This is a genomic window from Enterobacter soli, assembly GCF_964208575.1.
Classification (GTDB): domain Bacteria; phylum Pseudomonadota; class Gammaproteobacteria; order Enterobacterales; family Enterobacteriaceae; genus Enterobacter; species Enterobacter soli_A.
This window is the reverse complement of sequence record NZ_CAXOFU010000004.1, coordinates 102,533-117,517: the sequence shown is the minus strand read 5'-3', so window position 1 is coordinate 117,517 and position 14,985 is coordinate 102,533. Positions and strand designations below refer to the sequence as shown.

Genomic DNA, 14,985 nt, shown 5'->3' with positions numbered 1-14,985 from the left:
CTGGTGACTCTTTGAGCAGTCAGGCGGCAACGAGCTTAACGCAAAGTGTAAATAAGGCTATACTCGTGCCGCTTCGTCCCCTTAGTTAAATGGATATAACGAGCCCCTCCTAAGGGCTAGTTGCAGGTTCGATTCCTGCAGGGGACATTCCCGCTTTACACCATCCCGTATCTTCTCGTCACTTTTCTCAGTTCTCCCTGAGGCGACTTAAATGAAACAAATTACCGTTAGCGATATGAAGCAGCAAAGCGAAGCGGCGGCGAACTCTCCGCGCCTGCGTGCCCACCGTAATTTTCACCCTGAGCTGAGCGACCCCGTGCAGCGTCTTGCGATTGCCATGGAGCCGGGCACCTACGTGCGACCGCACCGCCACCCGCACACCTTTGAGCTGCTGGTTCCGCTAAGCGGCCGGTTCGTGGTGCTGAATTTTGACGACAGCGGAGCCGTTACGCGCCGCGTGGTGTTAGGGGAAGAGTGCAGGGTTCTGGAGATGGCGCCAGACACCTGGCACGCGGTGCTGTCGCTGGACAACGGCGGGATCATCTTCGAAGTCAAACAGGGTGCCTATCAACCGGTTGCAGCTGAAGATTTTGCAGCCTGGGCGCCCGCAGAGGGCGAAGCCGGCACGGCAGAACTGATGGAGTGGTACAAGCACGTCCAGCCCGGCGATGGCCCTTATCGTCGCTAACTGATAAATCCTATAAATGAGTGAGCAGATACTATATAAAATCTGCTCCTGTTTATAAAAACAGCCAAATCAACGCCCTTCTCATCTGCCGCTTTTTTAATCAAAAACCAGACATAGCACATATCGTATAACGGTGCTACATTACGCCGCCAGCCAATATTGGCAGTGGACAGGTAACGCCGTAAAGATCGGTAAAGCCTGAAACCATCACCTCAAATTCTGGTCTTATCGGCACGACGTATCGCGATGTCTGCGCTACCTTTTCTGGCTCCACAAAGGTTTTTATATTGTCTGAATCCACTTTTAAACGCGCGTTTTTACACCCGCGTTACTGGTTTACCTGGTTTGGCCTTGGCGTTCTCTGGCTGTTAGTTCAACTTCCTTATCCCGTACTTCGTTTACTGGGTTCGAAACTGGGCAGCGCATCACGTCACTTCCTCAAACGTCGTGAATCCATTGCCCGCAAAAATATCGAGCTGTGCTTCCCTCAGTACAACGAGCACGAGCGCGAAAAACTGATTTCTGAAAACTTCAAATCCATCGGGATGGCGTTACTGGAAACGGGCATGGCCTGGTTCTGGCCCGACGAGCGCGTGCGCAAATGGTTTGACGTCGAAGGCCTGGAAAACCTGAAACGCGCCCAGGCGCAAAACCGCGGCGTGATGGTGGTCGGCGTTCACTTTATGTCGCTGGAGCTGGGCGGCCGCGTGATGGGGCTTTGCCAGCCAATGATGGCAACCTATCGCCCGCACAACAACCCGCTGATGGAGTGGGTGCAAACCCGCGGACGTATGCGCTCCAACAAGGCGATGATCAGCCGTAATAACCTGCGCGGCATGGTTGGCGCCCTGAAAAAAGGCGAAGCCGTCTGGTTCGCGCCGGATCAGGATTACGGCCGCAAGGGCAGCAGCTTTGCCCCGTTCTTTGCGGTGAAAGACGTTGCCACCACGAACGGCACTTTCGTAATTTCGCGTCTGTCCGGCGCGTCTATGCTGACCGTGACGATGGTGCGTAAAGCAGATAAATCAGGCTATCGCCTGCACATTGCCCCGGAGATGAGCAACTACCCGGAAAAAGAGTGCGAAGCCGCGGCGTTTATCAACAAGGTAATCGAAAGAGAAATCATGCGTGCCCCGGAGCAGTATCTGTGGGTGCACCGTCGGTTTAAAACCCGCCCGCTCGGCGAATCCTCGCTCTATATCTAAGCCATTCCTGAAGGTTAGTTTCGCAAAGAAACTAACCTTTTCAATCACCTGTAATCACGCCGTGTAACTGTTTTTCGACCGTCGCCGAACGGGAATTTATTGCGTACTGAAATCAAACTGTCGCCGTTCCACGACACTCGTAAGTGTCAGAAATTATTTAAAAAAATCCCTCTTGTCACCCCACTTTTTTAAGCGTACATTAGCGCCGTCTGGCAACAGGAAAGCACAGAATTCTGAGCGGGAGTCAGCGGCATCTGGCCCAACTTCAGCTCTCTATCATCAGGTGGACTCTGTTATTCAATGCGTACCACAAGATACGCGGAGCGATGAAACGTGAAATATTTCTTTATGGGCATTTCGGTGATTGTTTTAGTCTGGGCCGGAACCTTTGCTCTCATGATTTAGTTGAGTAAATGCAGTCAAAAAAAAGGAGCCAAAGGCTCCTTTTTTTACGTCTGAAAACCGCGTTATTCCGGCGCGCCCTTTGAGGCAAGCAGCCCGTCGGCGCGGAACATGCTCTTAATGCCCCTCACCGCCTGGCGGATACGATCGCTGTTTTCGATAAGCGCAAAGCGCACGTGGGTATCGCCATACTCGCCGAAACCGACGCCCGGCGACACGCAGACCTTAGCGTCCTGCAGCAGCTTTTTGGCAAACTCCAGCGACCCCATGTGGGCGTACTGTTCCGGGATTTTCGCCCAGACGTACATCGACGCCTTCGGCATGTCTACCATCCAGCCCGCTTCGTGCAGGCCTTTCACCAGCACGTCGCGACGGCGCTTGTACTGCGCGGCGATATCCTTTACGCACTGCTGGTCGCCTTCCAGCGCCGCAATGGCCGCGACCTGTAGCGGCGTAAAGGTGCCGTAGTCGTGGTAGCTCTTGATACGCGCCAGGGCGCTCACCAGCGTTTTATTGCCGACCATAAAGCCAATGCGCCACCCGGCCATGTTGTAGCTTTTCGAGAGCGTGAAGAACTCTACCGCCACATCGCGCGCGCCGGGCACCTGCATGATCGACGGCGCTTTCCAGCCGTCATAGACGATGTCGGCATAGGCCAGATCGTGAATCACCAGCACGTCGTAACGCCTGGCGAGGGCAACGACTTTTTCAAAGAAGTCGAGTTCGACGCACTGCGCCGTCGGGTTAGACGGGAAGCCGAGGATCATCATCTTCGGTTTTGGATAGCTTTCGCGGATGGCGCGCTCCAGCTCGTTAAAGAAATCAACGCCTTCCACCAGCGGAACGGAGCGAACCTGCGCCCCGGCAATCACCGCCCCGTAAATGTGAATCGGGTAGCTCGGGTTTGGCACCAGCACGGTATCACCGTGATCCAGCGTCGCCAGCATCAGGTGCGCCAGCCCCTCTTTCGACCCGATAGTCACAATGGCTTCGCTTTCAGGATCGATATCGACCTGATAGCGCTCCTGATACCAGCGAGAAATGGCACGACGTAAACGAGGAATGCCGCGAGAGGTCGAGTAGCCGTGCGTATCCGGACGCTGGGCAACGGTACATAATTTCTCAACGATGTGCGGCGGCGTAGGGCCGTCAGGGTTACCCATGCTGAAATCGATAATGTCTTCGCCGCGCCGACGCGCAGCCATTTTCAGTTCAGCAGTGATATTAAAAACATAAGGGGGTAAGCGATCGATACGCGTAAAACGGCGTTCAGGACTGGAGTCAGCCATAGGTTCCTCAGATTCACGTTAGCGCCCGGACCGTCCGAGCGACGCTGCCACGGCTGTGGCGTGCTTAATAAATAACCTGAAAAAAATCATGCTGTCGAGAGGGAAATTAAAAAAAATCTTACGCCTAAAACGGGAATGCGGGTTTTTCTAAAAGCGGAACGAGAAAACCGGGAAAGGCATTTTTGCTACACGCTGTTTAACACACTGATATCAAGATGATTACCTGTTGCGGTATACAGGCGAAAAACCCCGCGTGATTCAGCAACACGCTTATAATCCCCTTTGGAAATTATGGTTTATCCTCATTTCATTTAGCTGATGGATAGCTAGCCATCAGGCGTCAGGTTTTTTATCATAGTTTTTTCCCGATTTCCCAGGTTCCCCCGTGCACGAAATATTCGACATGCTCCTGGCGGTGTTTGACCGCGCGGCGCTGATGCTGATCTGCCTTTTTTTCCTGATCCGCATCCGCCTGTTTCGCGAGCTTTTACATAAATCCGCCCACTCCCCCAAAGAGCTGCTGGCCGTAACGGCTATCTTCTCCATGTTTGCGCTGTTCAGCACCTGGTCCGGCGTTCCGGTAGAGGGCTCGCTGGTCAACGTGCGCATTATCGCGGTGATGTCCGGCGGGATCTTATTCGGCCCGTGGGTGGGGATTATCACCGGCATCATTGCGGGCACGCACCGCTACCTGATTGATATCGGCGGCGTTACCGCCATTCCGTGCTTTATCACCAGCATCGTGGCGGGCGTGCTCTCCGGCGTGATTAATCGTAAGTTCCCGAAACAGCAGCACTGGCGGGCGGGGATCGTCGCCGGGATGGTGTGCGAAACGCTGACCATGATCCTGGTCGTGGTCTGGGCGCCAACCACCGCACTCGGTCTGGATATTGTCTCGAAAATCGGGATTCCGATGATCCTCGGCAGCGTCTGCATCGGCTTTATCGTTCTGCTGGTGCAGAGCGTGGAGGGCGAAAAAGAGGCCAGCGCCGCGCGCCAGGCCAAGCTTGCGCTGGATATTGCCAACAAAACGCTGCCGCTGTTTCGCCAGGTGAACGCCGAATCCCTGCGTCAGGTCTGCGACATTATCCGCCGCGACATCCACGCCGACGCCGTGGCGATCACCAATATCGACCACGTGCTGGCCTACGTCGGCGTAGGTGAACATAACTATCGCGACAACGACGACACCATCAGCCCGACGACGCGCCAGGCGATCAACTACGGCAAAATCATCATCAAAAACAATGATGAAGCCCACCGCACGCCGGAAATTCACTCGATGCTGGTGATCCCGCTGTGGGAAAAGGGCGTGGTGACCGGGACGCTGAAAATCTACTACTGCCACGCGCACCAGATAACCTCCTCCCTGCAGGAGATGGCGATCGGCCTGTCGCAGATTATCTCCACCCAGCTGGAGGTGTCCCGGGCGGAGCAGCTGCGTGAGATGGCAAATAAGGCAGAGCTGCGCGCGCTGCAAAGCAAAATTAATCCCCATTTTCTGTTTAACGCGCTGAACGCCATTTCGTCCTCTATTCGCCTGAATCCGGACACCGCGCGCCAGCTGATCTTCAATCTCTCGCGCTATCTGCGCTACAACATCGAGCTGAAAGACGACGAGCAGATCGACATCAAAAAAGAGCTGTATCAGATCAAAGACTACATCGCCATTGAGCAGGCACGCTTTGGCGACAAGCTGACGGTCATCTACGATATCGATGAAGAGGTCAACTGCGTGATCCCAAGCCTGCTGATCCAGCCGCTGGTGGAAAACGCGATTGTGCACGGCATTCAGCCGTGTAAAGGCAAGGGCGTGGTGACGATTAGCGTGACCGAAAGCGGCAACCGCGTGCGCATTGCGGTGCGCGACACCGGGCACGGTATCGATCCAAAAGTGATTGAGCGCGTGGAGTCCAACGAAATGCCGGGCAATAAGATTGGTTTGCTGAACGTCCATCACCGGGTGAAGCTGCTGTTTGGCGAGGGGCTGCACATTCGCCGCCTGGAGCCGGGCACCGAAATTGCCTTTTACGTCCCGCATGAGCGTGCCCCCGTTCAGGCACCGATTTCCCTGCTGCCCTACGCCGGAGTAACCGATGAAAGTAATCATCGTAGAAGATGAGTTTCTGGCTCAACAAGAGCTGAGCTGGCTGATTAAAACGCACAGCCAGATGGAGATTGTGGGCACCTTTGAGGATGGCCTGGACGTGCTGAAGTTTTTACAGCACAACCGGGTTGACGCCATTTTTCTGGATATCAACATCCCGTCGCTGGACGGCGTACTGCTGGCGCAAAACATCAACCAGTTTGCCCACAAGCCGTTTATCGTGTTTGTCACCGCCTGGAAAGAGCACGCGGTCGAGGCCTTCGAGCTGGAAGCTTTCGACTATATTCTGAAGCCTTACCAGGAGTCGCGCATCGTCAGCATGCTGCAAAAGCTGGAGGCCGCCTGGCAGCAGCAGGCCGCGCCGGTGAACGCCAGCCCGGTTACGCGTGAGAATGACACCATCAATCTGGTGAAAGACGAGCGCATTATCGTCACGCCCATCGACGATATTTATTACGCCGAAGCCCATGAAAAGATGACGTTTGTCTACACCCGGCGCGAGTCCTACGTGATGGCGATGAACATTACCGAGTTTTGCAGCAAGCTGCCCGCGGCGCACTTCTTCCGCTGCCACCGCTCGTTTTGCGTCAACTTAAACAAGATCCGTGAGATCGAACCCTGGTTTAACAACACCTACATTTTGCGCTTAAAGGATCTGGATTTTCAGGTGCCGGTGAGCCGCAGCAAGGTGAAAGAGTTTCGCCAGCTGATGCACCTGTGAGGGCGTCCCCCTCTCCCGCCGGAGAGGGGGTTGCGGCTTAGAGGATCTGACCTAACACCTGGCGCAGGTGCGCGCCGGAGCCCAGCAGGCCTGGGTTATCATGCACGATCAGGTAGACCGGAATGTCCTGCACGTAGCTTCTGAAACGGCCTTTGTCTTCGAACCCGCCGCGGAAGCCGGATGCGGTGAAGAAGTCGAGGAAGCGCGGCACAATCCCGCCTGCGATATACACGCCGCCGAAGGTGCCGAGGTTCAGCGCCAGGTTGCCGCCAAAGCGTCCCATGATCACGCAGAACAGCGACAGCGCGCGGCGGCAGTCGATGCAGGAATCCGCCAGCGCACGCTCGGTCACGTCTTTCGGCTGCAGGTTTTCCGGTAAACGCCCGTCGGATTTCACAATCGCACGATACAGGTTCACCAGGCCCGGGCCGGACAGCACGCGCTCGGCGGAGACGTGGCCGATTTCCGCGCGCAGCTCTTCAAGGATAATCCCCTCTTCTTCGCTGTTTGGCGCGAAATCAACGTGACCGCCTTCGCCCGGCAGGCTTACCCAGCGCTTATCGACGTGCACCAGATGCGACACACCCAGCCCGGTCCCCGCGCCGTAGACGGCAATCGGTTTACCTTCAACCGGCGCCGCGCCGCCAAACTGGATCAGGTGTTCCGGCTTTAACATCGGGATAGCCATCGAAACCGCGGTGAAGTCGTTGATGATTTCAAGATGCGCGAAGCCAAGGTTCTTTTTCATCTCAGCGATAGAGAATGCCCAGGTATGGTTGGTCATCGCCACCCAGTCGCCGGTAATCGGACAGGCGATAGCGATACACCCGTCCTCAACGCTTATCTTGTGCTCTTCCAGATAGACCCGAACCACGGCTTCCAGGCTCGGGTAATCAAGCCCTGAATAGGTTTTCGCCTGAGAGATTTCACCGCTGTTCACATCACATAGCGCAAGGCGTGCGTTTGTGCCGCCCACGTCACCTACCAAAGCATACTTTGTCATTCTTCTACTGCTCCGCTAAAGTCAAAATAAATCTTTGGGACACTGTAATTTCAAGGCTGGATAACAACAACGACCAGAACTCAGTCGCCCCAGGATAATCGATCTTCGTCACAGAATAACTTTACCGTTTCAGCATCTTTTGCACTATTGCCGCAAGGTTGAAAGTGCAAAGTCATGAAAATTGTTTTGTACAAGGAAATCATCATGCTCCATCCGCGAGCCAGAACCATGCTGTTATTGGCAATCCCGGCGCTCATCATCGGTATTGCCTCGAGCCTTGTGCTCATCGTGGTAATGAAAGTCGCCTCGGTACTGCAAACGATGTTATGGACCGCGCTTCCGCAAAATCTCGGCGTGAGCATCGACTCCCCCGCGTGGATAATCATGATGCTGACCTTAACCGGCGTGGCGGTCGGGCTGGTGATTCGTTTTAGCCCTGGACACGCGGGGCCGGACCCGGCGCTGGAGCCGCTGATTAGCGCCCCGGTTAACCCGTCTGCGCTGCCGGGTCTTATCATCGCGCTGATTGTTGGCCTGGCGGGCGGCGTGAGCCTCGGGCCGGAGCATCCCATTATGGCGGTGAATATCGCGCTGGCGGTTTTCCTCGGCTCGCGCATTTTCCCGCGCGTGGGCGCGCTAGACTGGACGATCCTGGCCTCGGCGGGCACCATCGGCGCGCTCTTTGGCACCCCCGTCGCCGCGGCGCTTATTTTCTCGCAAACCCTCAGCGGCAATAGCGACGTGCCGCTCTGGGACAGGCTCTTTGCACCGCTGATGGCCGCCGCCGCGGGGGCGCTGACCACCAGCCTGTTCTTCCATCCGCACTTTTCGCTTTCCCTCCCCCACTACGGCCAGATGCAGATCGCCGATATCTTCAGCGGCGCCGTGGTCGTGGCTATCGCCATTGCGCTGGGCATGGTGGCGGTGTGGTGCCTTCCGCGCCTGCACCGCCTGATGCACAGGCTCAAACACCCGGTGCTGATCCTCGGCGTGGGCGGGTTTATTCTGGGGATCCTGGGCGCGATTGGCGGCCGGGTGACGCTGTTCAAAGGGCTGGATGAGATGCAGCAGCTGGCCTTCAGCCAGGTGTTTAGCGTGTCCGATTATTTGCTGTTTGCGCTGATTAAGCTCGGCGCGCTGGTGGTTGCCACCGCCTGCGGCTTTCGCGGCGGGCGTATCTTCCCGGCGGTATTTATCGGCGTGGCGCTGGGGCTGATGCTGCACGAACACGTGGATGCCGTTCCGGCGTCGATCACCGTGGCCTGTTCGATTCTGGGGCTGGTTCTGGTGGTGACGCGCGACGCGTGGCTGAGCCTGTTTATGGCAGCCGTTGTGGTGCCGGATACGACGCTGATTCCGCTCCTGTGCATCGTGATGTTGCCCGCCTGGCTCCTGCTGGCGGGCAAACCGATGATGATGGCCTGGCGTAACGACAAATAGTCAGGCGCTGTTTCGCGCCTCCAGCGCTTTGGTAATGGCGCCGAGCAGAGGAGGGATATCCGCTTTGGGCAGCATCACCTCGATCAGCGACAGCCGTTCGTGATGCGCCACTTTCTCCAGCACCTCCGCCAGCTCTTCGGCTTCGCTCACTCGCCAGCACTCGGCCTGAGGATTCAGGCTGAGCGCCTGCGGGATCTGCGTCCAGTTCCACAGCGCGATATCGTTGTAGCGCTGCTCCGGCCCGTGTATAGCCCGCTCCACCGTATAGCCTTCGTTATTCAGCACCAGAATAATAGGCCGCTGTTTATCACGCAGCATTGAGCCCATCTCCTGAATGGTGAGCTGCGCCGCGCCGTCGCCCGTCAGCACGATGACCCGCCGCTGCGGGCACGCCGTTTGCGCACCGAACGCCGCCGCCAGGGTGTAGCCTATCGAGCCCCACAGCGGCTGGACGATAAAGTTCACGTCCGCCGGCAACCGCAGCGCGAACGCGCCAAAGGCAGACGTGCCCTGATCGGCCAGAATGATGTCGCCCGGGCGGATAAAGGTTTGCAGCGTGCTCCAGAAGCTCTCCTGGGTCAGCTCTCCCTGCGGCACCTCGTGGGTAAACGGACGATGGGCGGCAGGCGCTGACGAGGCCGCCATCTGCTGTTTGCACAGCTCGGTCAGAACCTCTATCGCCTGAATCATCGGAATGCCGGTAAACCAGACGTCTCCGACCCGCGACGCGTGGGGCTGCACCTCGATGGTTTGCGCGGCGGTGAGCTGGTGGGTAAAGCCGGCGGTCAGGGTATCGGTAAACCGCGTGCCGACGCACAGCACCGTATCGGCACCTTCAATGGCCTCTCTGACCGCATCGCTGCTGGCCGAGCCGCCGTAGGTGCCATAAAAGCCGGGCTGGCGCTCGTCAAAAATCCCTTTGCCCATCAGCATGGTGGCGTGCGCCATCGGAGCCTCTTTCACCCACTTCTGCATGGCGTGTTTTAAGCCGTGGCGAAGCACCAGGAAATCGGCCAAAAGCGCGGTGCGCTTGCCCGCCGCCAGCCGGTTTTTTGCCGCCTCGCGAAACGCGCTGAGGCAGCCACTGTCCGCATGAGCGGGCTTATAAGTGAGAGCGCTTACAGGCGGGGTGGCCGCTTTTTTTGCCACGTCGGCAGGCAGCATCAGATAGCCGGGACGACGCTCGCGCAGCATGGTGGTGAGCACCCGGTCAATTTCATAGCAGGCATTTTGTTCGGTAAGAATGGCCTGCGCGACGGTAACCGGCTCACTCATATGATAAAAATGACGGAATTCGCCGTCCCCCAGCGTGTGGTGCAACAGCTCACCCCGCTGCTGGGCAGCCGTTCCCGGCGCGCCGACGATATGCAGCACCGGAACATACTCCGCGAAGCTGCCCGCGATGCCGTTCATGGCACTTAATTCCCCAACGCCAAATGTCGTCAGCAGTGCGGCAAAGCCCTTACATCGGGCGTAGCCGTCAGCGGCATAGGACGCGTTAAGCTCGTTTGCACAGCCCACCCAGCAAATATCGGGGCTATCAATCACGTGGTCGAGAAACTGCAGGTTATAGTCGCCAGGCACGCCAAACAGATGATCGGCACCACAATCTGTAAGGCGGTCAAGCAGGTAATCGGCGACGCAGTACGGGGTTCGCATAACAGGTGTCCTTCTGACGTTGACCTCACTTTGAGTATTAAAGAAGCGTGATGGCTGTCCAGAATCGGCGGAAAGAAGGCTGTGGAACGAATGCTTTACAAAAAAAGGTGCGCTATTCTCATTTTCTTCGCATTCGTGTAAACGTATACACGGATTTTTCACTCCCACGCCAGAGGTCACGAGAATGGGCTATCAGCCGGATAAAAACCGTTATCAGACAATGCAGTACCGCCGCTGCGGGCAGAGCGGCCTGAAATTGCCCGCCGTTTCTCTTGGGCTTTGGCACAATTTCGGCGACGCCACGCTGGTTGAAAACAGCCGTCAACTTTTACAGCGCGCCTTCGATTTGGGCATTACGCATTTCGACCTTGCCAATAATTACGGCCCACCGCCGGGCTCTGCGGAGCGTAACTTTGGCCGTATTTTGCAGGAGGATTTTCTGCCGTGGCGCGACGAGCTGATTATCTCCACGAAAGCGGGATACACCATGTGGGACGGCCCCTACGGCGACTGGGGTTCCAGAAAATACCTGATTTCCAGCCTCGACCAGAGCCTGAAACGCATGGGGCTGGAGTATGTCGACATCTTCTATCACCACCGTCCAGACCCGGAAACGCCGCTGGCGGAAACCATGAAAGCGCTTGACCATCTGGTGCGCCAGGGAAAAGCGTTATACGTTGGGCTGTCAAACTACCCGGCGGAGCTGGCGCGTCGGGCGATTGAGATTCTCAACGATCTCGGCACGCCGTGTCTTATCCACCAGCCAAAATACTCCATGTTCGAGCGCGCGCCGGAAGCGGGGCTGCTGGATGTCTTAGGGGAAAACGGCGTGGGGTGCATCCCCTTCTCTCCTCTGGCGGGCGGCCAACTGACCAACCGCTATCTGAACGGCATTCCGCAGGATTCCCGCGCCGCCAGCGGCAGCAAGTTTCTCAATCCGGACCAGCTTACCGACGAGAAGCTGGCAAAAGTGCGTCAGCTAAACGCGCTGGCCGAACAGCGTGGGCAAAAGCTCTCCCAGATGGCGCTGGCGTGGGTATTACGCCACGATGCGGTGACGTCGGTTCTGATTGGTGCCAGTAAAACGGCGCAAATTGACGATGCGGTGGGTATGCTCGAGAACCGCCACTTCACGGCCGGGGAGCTGGCGGCGATTGACGCGATTCTGAACGGTACGAAATAAAAGCACTTTTAGCAAAAAGTGCTCTCCCCCATGAATTAGGAGTTGAGGCGATTAAACGGGTATTTACCAAATCGTAAAATTGCATTAACAGGTCGCAACGCGGCCCCGATCGTGAAGGAGAAGAGTATGTTCAGGTCACTGATTCTTGCAGCGGTACTGCTGGCTTCAGCTCCGCTGGTCGCCACAGCCGGCGAAATCACCCTGTTGCCATCAATAAAATTACAAATTGGCGATCGCGACAATTACGGTAACTACTGGGACGGCGGCGGCTGGCGCGACCGCGACTACTGGCATCGTCATTATGAATGGCGCAAAGACCGCTGGTGGAAACATGATAATGGTCGCCACCGCGGCTGGGATAACCGCAAAGCCTACGAGCGCGGCTACCGTGAAGGCTGGAACGACCGTGACGATCGTCGCGGCGGCTGGGGTCACGGGCCTGGTCGAGGCCACGGTCACGGCGGCGGTCATCGCCACTAACAATAAAAAGGAGCCATTGGCTCCTTTTCTTTTTTACAATCCTAACGCGGTGCCTATCAGCAGCCACAGGTTTAGCGCCACGACAATCACCACGATGACCCACCCCGCCCGCTTCACCAGCGTGGTATTCACTAAATCCCCCATCAGCGATTTGTTGCTGGTAAAGACCAGCAGCGGCACCAGCGCAAGGGCGATACCGAAGCTCAGCAGCACCTGGCTCATCACCAGAATTCGGGTAGGATCGAGGCCCATCAGGATCACAATAAACGACGGCAGCATGGTCACCGAGCGGCGCACCCACAGCGGAATGTGGAAGCGCACGAACCCCTGCATCACCACCTGCCCCGCCAGCGTGCCCACCACCGTTGACGACAGGCCGGCAGCCACCAGGCTCAGACCAAAGATCGTGGCCGCGGCGTGGCTGAGCAGCGGTTCGAGGGTCAGGTACGCCTGATCCAGATCCGCAATCCCGGTGTGGCCGTTGAAGTGGAAAGCCGCAGCCGCCGTCGCCATCATTGCCAGGTTAACAAAACCGGCAATCGTCATCGCAATCGCCACGTCCCACTTGGTCGCCGAGTAGCGCTCCTGGCGAGTGCCGCCGTGCATATGCTGAGTCAATGACGAGTGGAGATAAATGACGTGCGGCATGATGGTTGCGCCGAGCACCCCGGCCGCCAGGAAGACCGCTTCGGAGGTTGGCAGTGAAGGAATCACCATCCCTTTACCGAGCTGCACCATGTTCGGTTGAGAGAAAATCAGCTCGACGATATAGGCCGCCGCCACGAACAGCAGCAAACCGCCGATGACTTTTTCAAGCGGCTTTTGCCCGCGGCGCTGCAGCATCAGTATAAGGAAGGTGGCAATCCCGGTGAGCACAGCCCCCTGCAGCAGCGACACGCCGAGGATCAGCTTGAAGCCAATCGCCGCGCCGATAAATTCGGCCAGATCGGTCGCCATGGCGATAATTTCGGCCTGCACCCAGTACAGCCACACCGCCGGACGCGGGTAGTGATCGCGGATCTGCTCCGCCAGGTTTTTGCCGGTTGCGATACCGAGCTTCGCGGAGAGCATCTGGATCAGCATCGCCATCAGGTTTGCCCAGACCACGACCCACAGCAGCTTATAGCCGAAGCTGGCCCCGGCCTGAATATTGGTCGCAAAGTTACCCGGATCGATGTAGCCAATGGCAGCAATGAATGCAGGTCCCATTAATGCGAACCGCAGCTTGCGCGCTGCTCGTCCACTGCTACCCTCTACGCGACTGTTTGTCATCTCTGCCTCTGAAATATAGCCTTTGCTATGTTTAATGCTATCAAAATGAGAATGATTATCAAGATCATTTAAAACGTTTGTATTGATTTCTCTGATAGCGTTGAACGATAGATTGGCGGGAAAGCTGGCCGACCTCACAGAATGTGAAATCGTGCAGTCATTTGTGAAGCGTAGCACACAAACTTAACTTTTCACTCATTTACCTAACATAACAAAAATGTATTGTTGATCACTATTTTTGAGACTCGTCACAGGATGTGACTATAGTGTGGCTTTGATCTCGTTTTCTTTATGCTTGTTACATAGAATGTGCACGGAAATTAAACCTGCCTCAAATTTGGAGCAAATATGGACCGCGTCCTTCACTTTGTACTGGCACTTGTTGTCGTTACGGCGCTTGCGTTGCTGGTCAGCCATGACCGCAAAAAGATCCGCATTCGCTATGTTGTTCAGCTTCTCATTATTGAAGTTTTGCTCGCGTGGTTCTTCCTGAACTCCAACGTGGGGCTCGGCTTCGTGAAAGGCTTCTCCGAAATGTTCGAAAAACTGCTCGGATTCGCCAACGAAGGTACCAACTTTGTCTTCGGTAAAATGAACGACGAAGGCCTGGCGTTCTTCTTCCTGAAAGTCCTGTGCCCTATCGTCTTCATCTCCGCGCTGATCGGTATCCTGCAACACATCCGCGTTCTGCCTGTCGTTATTCGCGCCATCGGTACCGTGCTGTCGAAAGTTAACGGCATGGGCAAACTGGAATCTTTCAACGCCGTGAGCTCGCTGATCCTGGGTCAGTCCGAGAACTTCATCGCCTATAAAGACATTCTGGGCAAAATGTCCCGCAACCGCATGTACACCATGGCAGCGACGGCGATGTCTACCGTTTCCATGTCTATCGTGGGCGCGTACATGACCATGCTGGAACCTAAATACGTCGTCGCGGCGCTGGTTCTGAACATGTTCAGCACCTTTATCGTTCTGTCACTGATCAACCCATACCGCGTTGAAGAAGGCGAAGAGAACCTGCAGATGGCAAATCTGCACGAAGGTCAGAGCTTCTTCGAAATGCTGGGTGAATACATTCTGGCTGGTTTCAAGGTTGCGATTATCGTTGCCGCGATGCTGATCGGCTTTATCGCTCTGATTTCTGCACTGAACGCCCTGTTCGCCGCGGTTCTGGGTATCTCTTTCCAGGGCATTCTGGGCTACATCTTCTACCCGGTTGCATGGGTGATGGGTGTTCCGGCAAGCGAAGCGCTGCAGGTTGGCAGTATCATGGCGACCAAACTGGTTTCTAACGAATTCGTTGCAATGATGGATCTGCAGAAAATTGCCGGCACGCTCTCTCCGCGCGCGGAAGGCATTCTGTCCGTGTTCCTGGTGTCCTTCGCCAACTTCTCGTCTATCGGTATCATCGCCGGTGCGATTAAAGGCCTGAACGAAGAGCAAGGCAACGTGGTTTCTCGCTTCGGTCTGAAGCTGGTTTACGGCTCTACCCTGGTGAGCGTACTGTCTGCGTCTATCGCAGCGCTGGTACTGTAA

13 protein-coding genes and 1 tRNA gene are annotated in these 14,985 nt (G+C 56.3%); 10 read left to right on the top strand and 4 right to left on the bottom strand.

Annotation, left to right across the window (positions count from 1 at the left end):
• Nucleotides 1-75 precede the first annotated feature (75 nt).
• The 4 genes from AB6V08_RS05410 to ypdK all read left to right on the top strand — a co-directional run bounded on the left by AB6V08_RS05410 (nucleotide 76) and on the right by ypdK (nucleotide 2,298).
• A tRNA-Arg gene (locus AB6V08_RS05410) sits at nucleotides 76-147 on the top strand.
• Nucleotides 148-211: 64 nt separating this feature from the next.
• The gene (locus AB6V08_RS05405; protein WP_368541717.1) at nucleotides 212-688 is read left to right on the top strand and encodes a WbuC family cupin fold metalloprotein; all 477 of its coding nucleotides are present in this window, start codon (nucleotides 212-214) and stop codon (nucleotides 686-688) included.
• A 287-nt stretch (nucleotides 689-975) separates the two neighbouring features.
• Nucleotides 976-1,893 carry a kdo(2)-lipid IV(A) palmitoleoyltransferase gene (gene lpxP / locus AB6V08_RS05400; protein WP_439649858.1) on the top strand — a complete coding sequence of 306 codons (918 nt, stop codon included), beginning with the start codon at nucleotides 976-978 and terminating at the stop codon, nucleotides 1,891-1,893.
• Between the two features lie 333 nt (nucleotides 1,894-2,226).
• Nucleotides 2,227-2,298, top strand: a complete 72-nt coding sequence (ypdK, locus tag AB6V08_RS05395; protein WP_099458937.1) for a membrane protein YpdK — start codon at nucleotides 2,227-2,229, stop codon at nucleotides 2,296-2,298.
• A gap of 62 nt (nucleotides 2,299-2,360) precedes the next feature.
• On the opposite strand, the gene alaC is transcribed toward ypdK, so the two are convergent.
• Nucleotides 2,361-3,584: an alanine transaminase gene (gene alaC, locus AB6V08_RS05390; RefSeq protein WP_368541716.1), complete on the bottom strand. Its 1,224-nt coding sequence runs from the start codon at nucleotides 3,582-3,584 to the stop codon at nucleotides 2,361-2,363.
• A gap of 385 nt (nucleotides 3,585-3,969) precedes the next feature.
• Between alaC and AB6V08_RS05385 the strand changes: the two genes are divergently transcribed.
• Both AB6V08_RS05385 and AB6V08_RS05380 read left to right on the top strand, forming a co-directional pair.
• Nucleotides 3,970-5,706, top strand: coding sequence for a LytS/YhcK type 5TM receptor domain-containing protein (locus AB6V08_RS05385; protein ID WP_368541715.1), 1,737 nt, complete (start codon nucleotides 3,970-3,972; stop codon nucleotides 5,704-5,706).
• Nucleotides 5,681-6,412 (top strand): LytR/AlgR family response regulator transcription factor, encoded by a 732-nt coding sequence (locus AB6V08_RS05380; protein ID WP_368541713.1) that lies wholly within the window; start codon nucleotides 5,681-5,683, stop codon nucleotides 6,410-6,412. The genes AB6V08_RS05385 and AB6V08_RS05380 overlap by 26 nt, the downstream gene beginning before the upstream one ends.
• A gap of 37 nt (nucleotides 6,413-6,449) precedes the next feature.
• Here AB6V08_RS05380 and glk read toward each other — a convergent pair whose 3' ends face one another.
• A complete protein-coding gene (gene glk / locus AB6V08_RS05375) occupies nucleotides 6,450-7,415 on the bottom strand; it encodes a glucokinase (protein ID WP_368541712.1) in 966 nt (321 codons plus the stop codon).
• Between the two features lie 204 nt (nucleotides 7,416-7,619).
• On the opposite strand from glk, the gene AB6V08_RS05370 reads away from it, so the two are divergent.
• The gene (locus AB6V08_RS05370; RefSeq protein ID WP_368541711.1) at nucleotides 7,620-8,855 is read left to right on the top strand and encodes an ion channel protein; all 1,236 of its coding nucleotides are present in this window, start codon (nucleotides 7,620-7,622) and stop codon (nucleotides 8,853-8,855) included.
• Here the strand turns inward: AB6V08_RS05370 and ipdC are convergent, their stop codons facing one another.
• Nucleotides 8,856-10,514, bottom strand: coding sequence for an indolepyruvate decarboxylase (gene ipdC, locus AB6V08_RS05365; RefSeq protein ID WP_368541710.1), 1,659 nt, complete (start codon nucleotides 10,512-10,514; stop codon nucleotides 8,856-8,858). It lies immediately after the preceding gene.
• Nucleotides 10,515-10,698: 184 nt separating this feature from the next.
• On the opposite strand from ipdC, the gene mgrA reads away from it, so the two are divergent.
• Entirely contained in the window at nucleotides 10,699-11,697 is a 999-nt protein-coding gene (gene mgrA, locus AB6V08_RS05360) for an L-glyceraldehyde 3-phosphate reductase (protein ID WP_368541709.1), read from the top strand.
• A 126-nt stretch (nucleotides 11,698-11,823) separates the two neighbouring features.
• Nucleotides 11,824-12,177: a DUF2502 domain-containing protein gene (locus AB6V08_RS05355; RefSeq protein WP_368541708.1), complete on the top strand. Its 354-nt coding sequence runs from the start codon at nucleotides 11,824-11,826 to the stop codon at nucleotides 12,175-12,177.
• A gap of 33 nt (nucleotides 12,178-12,210) precedes the next feature.
• Here the strand turns inward: AB6V08_RS05355 and AB6V08_RS05350 are convergent, their stop codons facing one another.
• On the bottom strand, nucleotides 12,211-13,449 hold the full coding sequence (locus AB6V08_RS05350; RefSeq protein WP_368541707.1) for an Nramp family divalent metal transporter: 1,239 nt from the start codon (nucleotides 13,447-13,449) through the stop codon (nucleotides 12,211-12,213).
• Between the two features lie 348 nt (nucleotides 13,450-13,797).
• Between AB6V08_RS05350 and AB6V08_RS05345 the strand changes: the two genes are divergently transcribed.
• Nucleotides 13,798-14,985 carry a NupC/NupG family nucleoside CNT transporter gene (locus AB6V08_RS05345; protein WP_368541706.1) on the top strand — a complete coding sequence of 396 codons (1,188 nt, stop codon included), beginning with the start codon at nucleotides 13,798-13,800 and terminating at the stop codon, nucleotides 14,983-14,985.

Bases quoted from the DNA above. Each gene is read 5' to 3' on its own strand.
- AB6V08_RS05405 (WP_368541717.1), top strand. From the start codon at position 212: ATGAAACAAATTACCGTTAGCGATATGAAGCAGCAAAGCGAAGCGGCG.
- alaC (WP_368541716.1), bottom strand. From the start codon at position 3,584: ATGGCTGACTCCAGTCCTGAACGCCGTTTTACGCGTATCGATCGCTTA.
- AB6V08_RS05380 (WP_368541713.1), top strand. From the start codon at position 5,681: ATGAAAGTAATCATCGTAGAAGATGAGTTTCTGGCTCAACAAGAGCTG.
- glk (WP_368541712.1), bottom strand. From the start codon at position 7,415: ATGACAAAGTATGCTTTGGTAGGTGACGTGGGCGGCACAAACGCACGC.
- AB6V08_RS05370 (WP_368541711.1), top strand. From the start codon at position 7,620: ATGCTCCATCCGCGAGCCAGAACCATGCTGTTATTGGCAATCCCGGCG.
- ipdC (WP_368541710.1), bottom strand. From the start codon at position 10,514: ATGCGAACCCCGTACTGCGTCGCCGATTACCTGCTTGACCGCCTTACA.
- mgrA (WP_368541709.1), top strand. From the start codon at position 10,699: ATGGGCTATCAGCCGGATAAAAACCGTTATCAGACAATGCAGTACCGC.
- AB6V08_RS05355 (WP_368541708.1), top strand. From the start codon at position 11,824: ATGTTCAGGTCACTGATTCTTGCAGCGGTACTGCTGGCTTCAGCTCCG.
- AB6V08_RS05350 (WP_368541707.1), bottom strand. From the start codon at position 13,449: ATGACAAACAGTCGCGTAGAGGGTAGCAGTGGACGAGCAGCGCGCAAG.
- AB6V08_RS05345 (WP_368541706.1), top strand. From the start codon at position 13,798: ATGGACCGCGTCCTTCACTTTGTACTGGCACTTGTTGTCGTTACGGCG.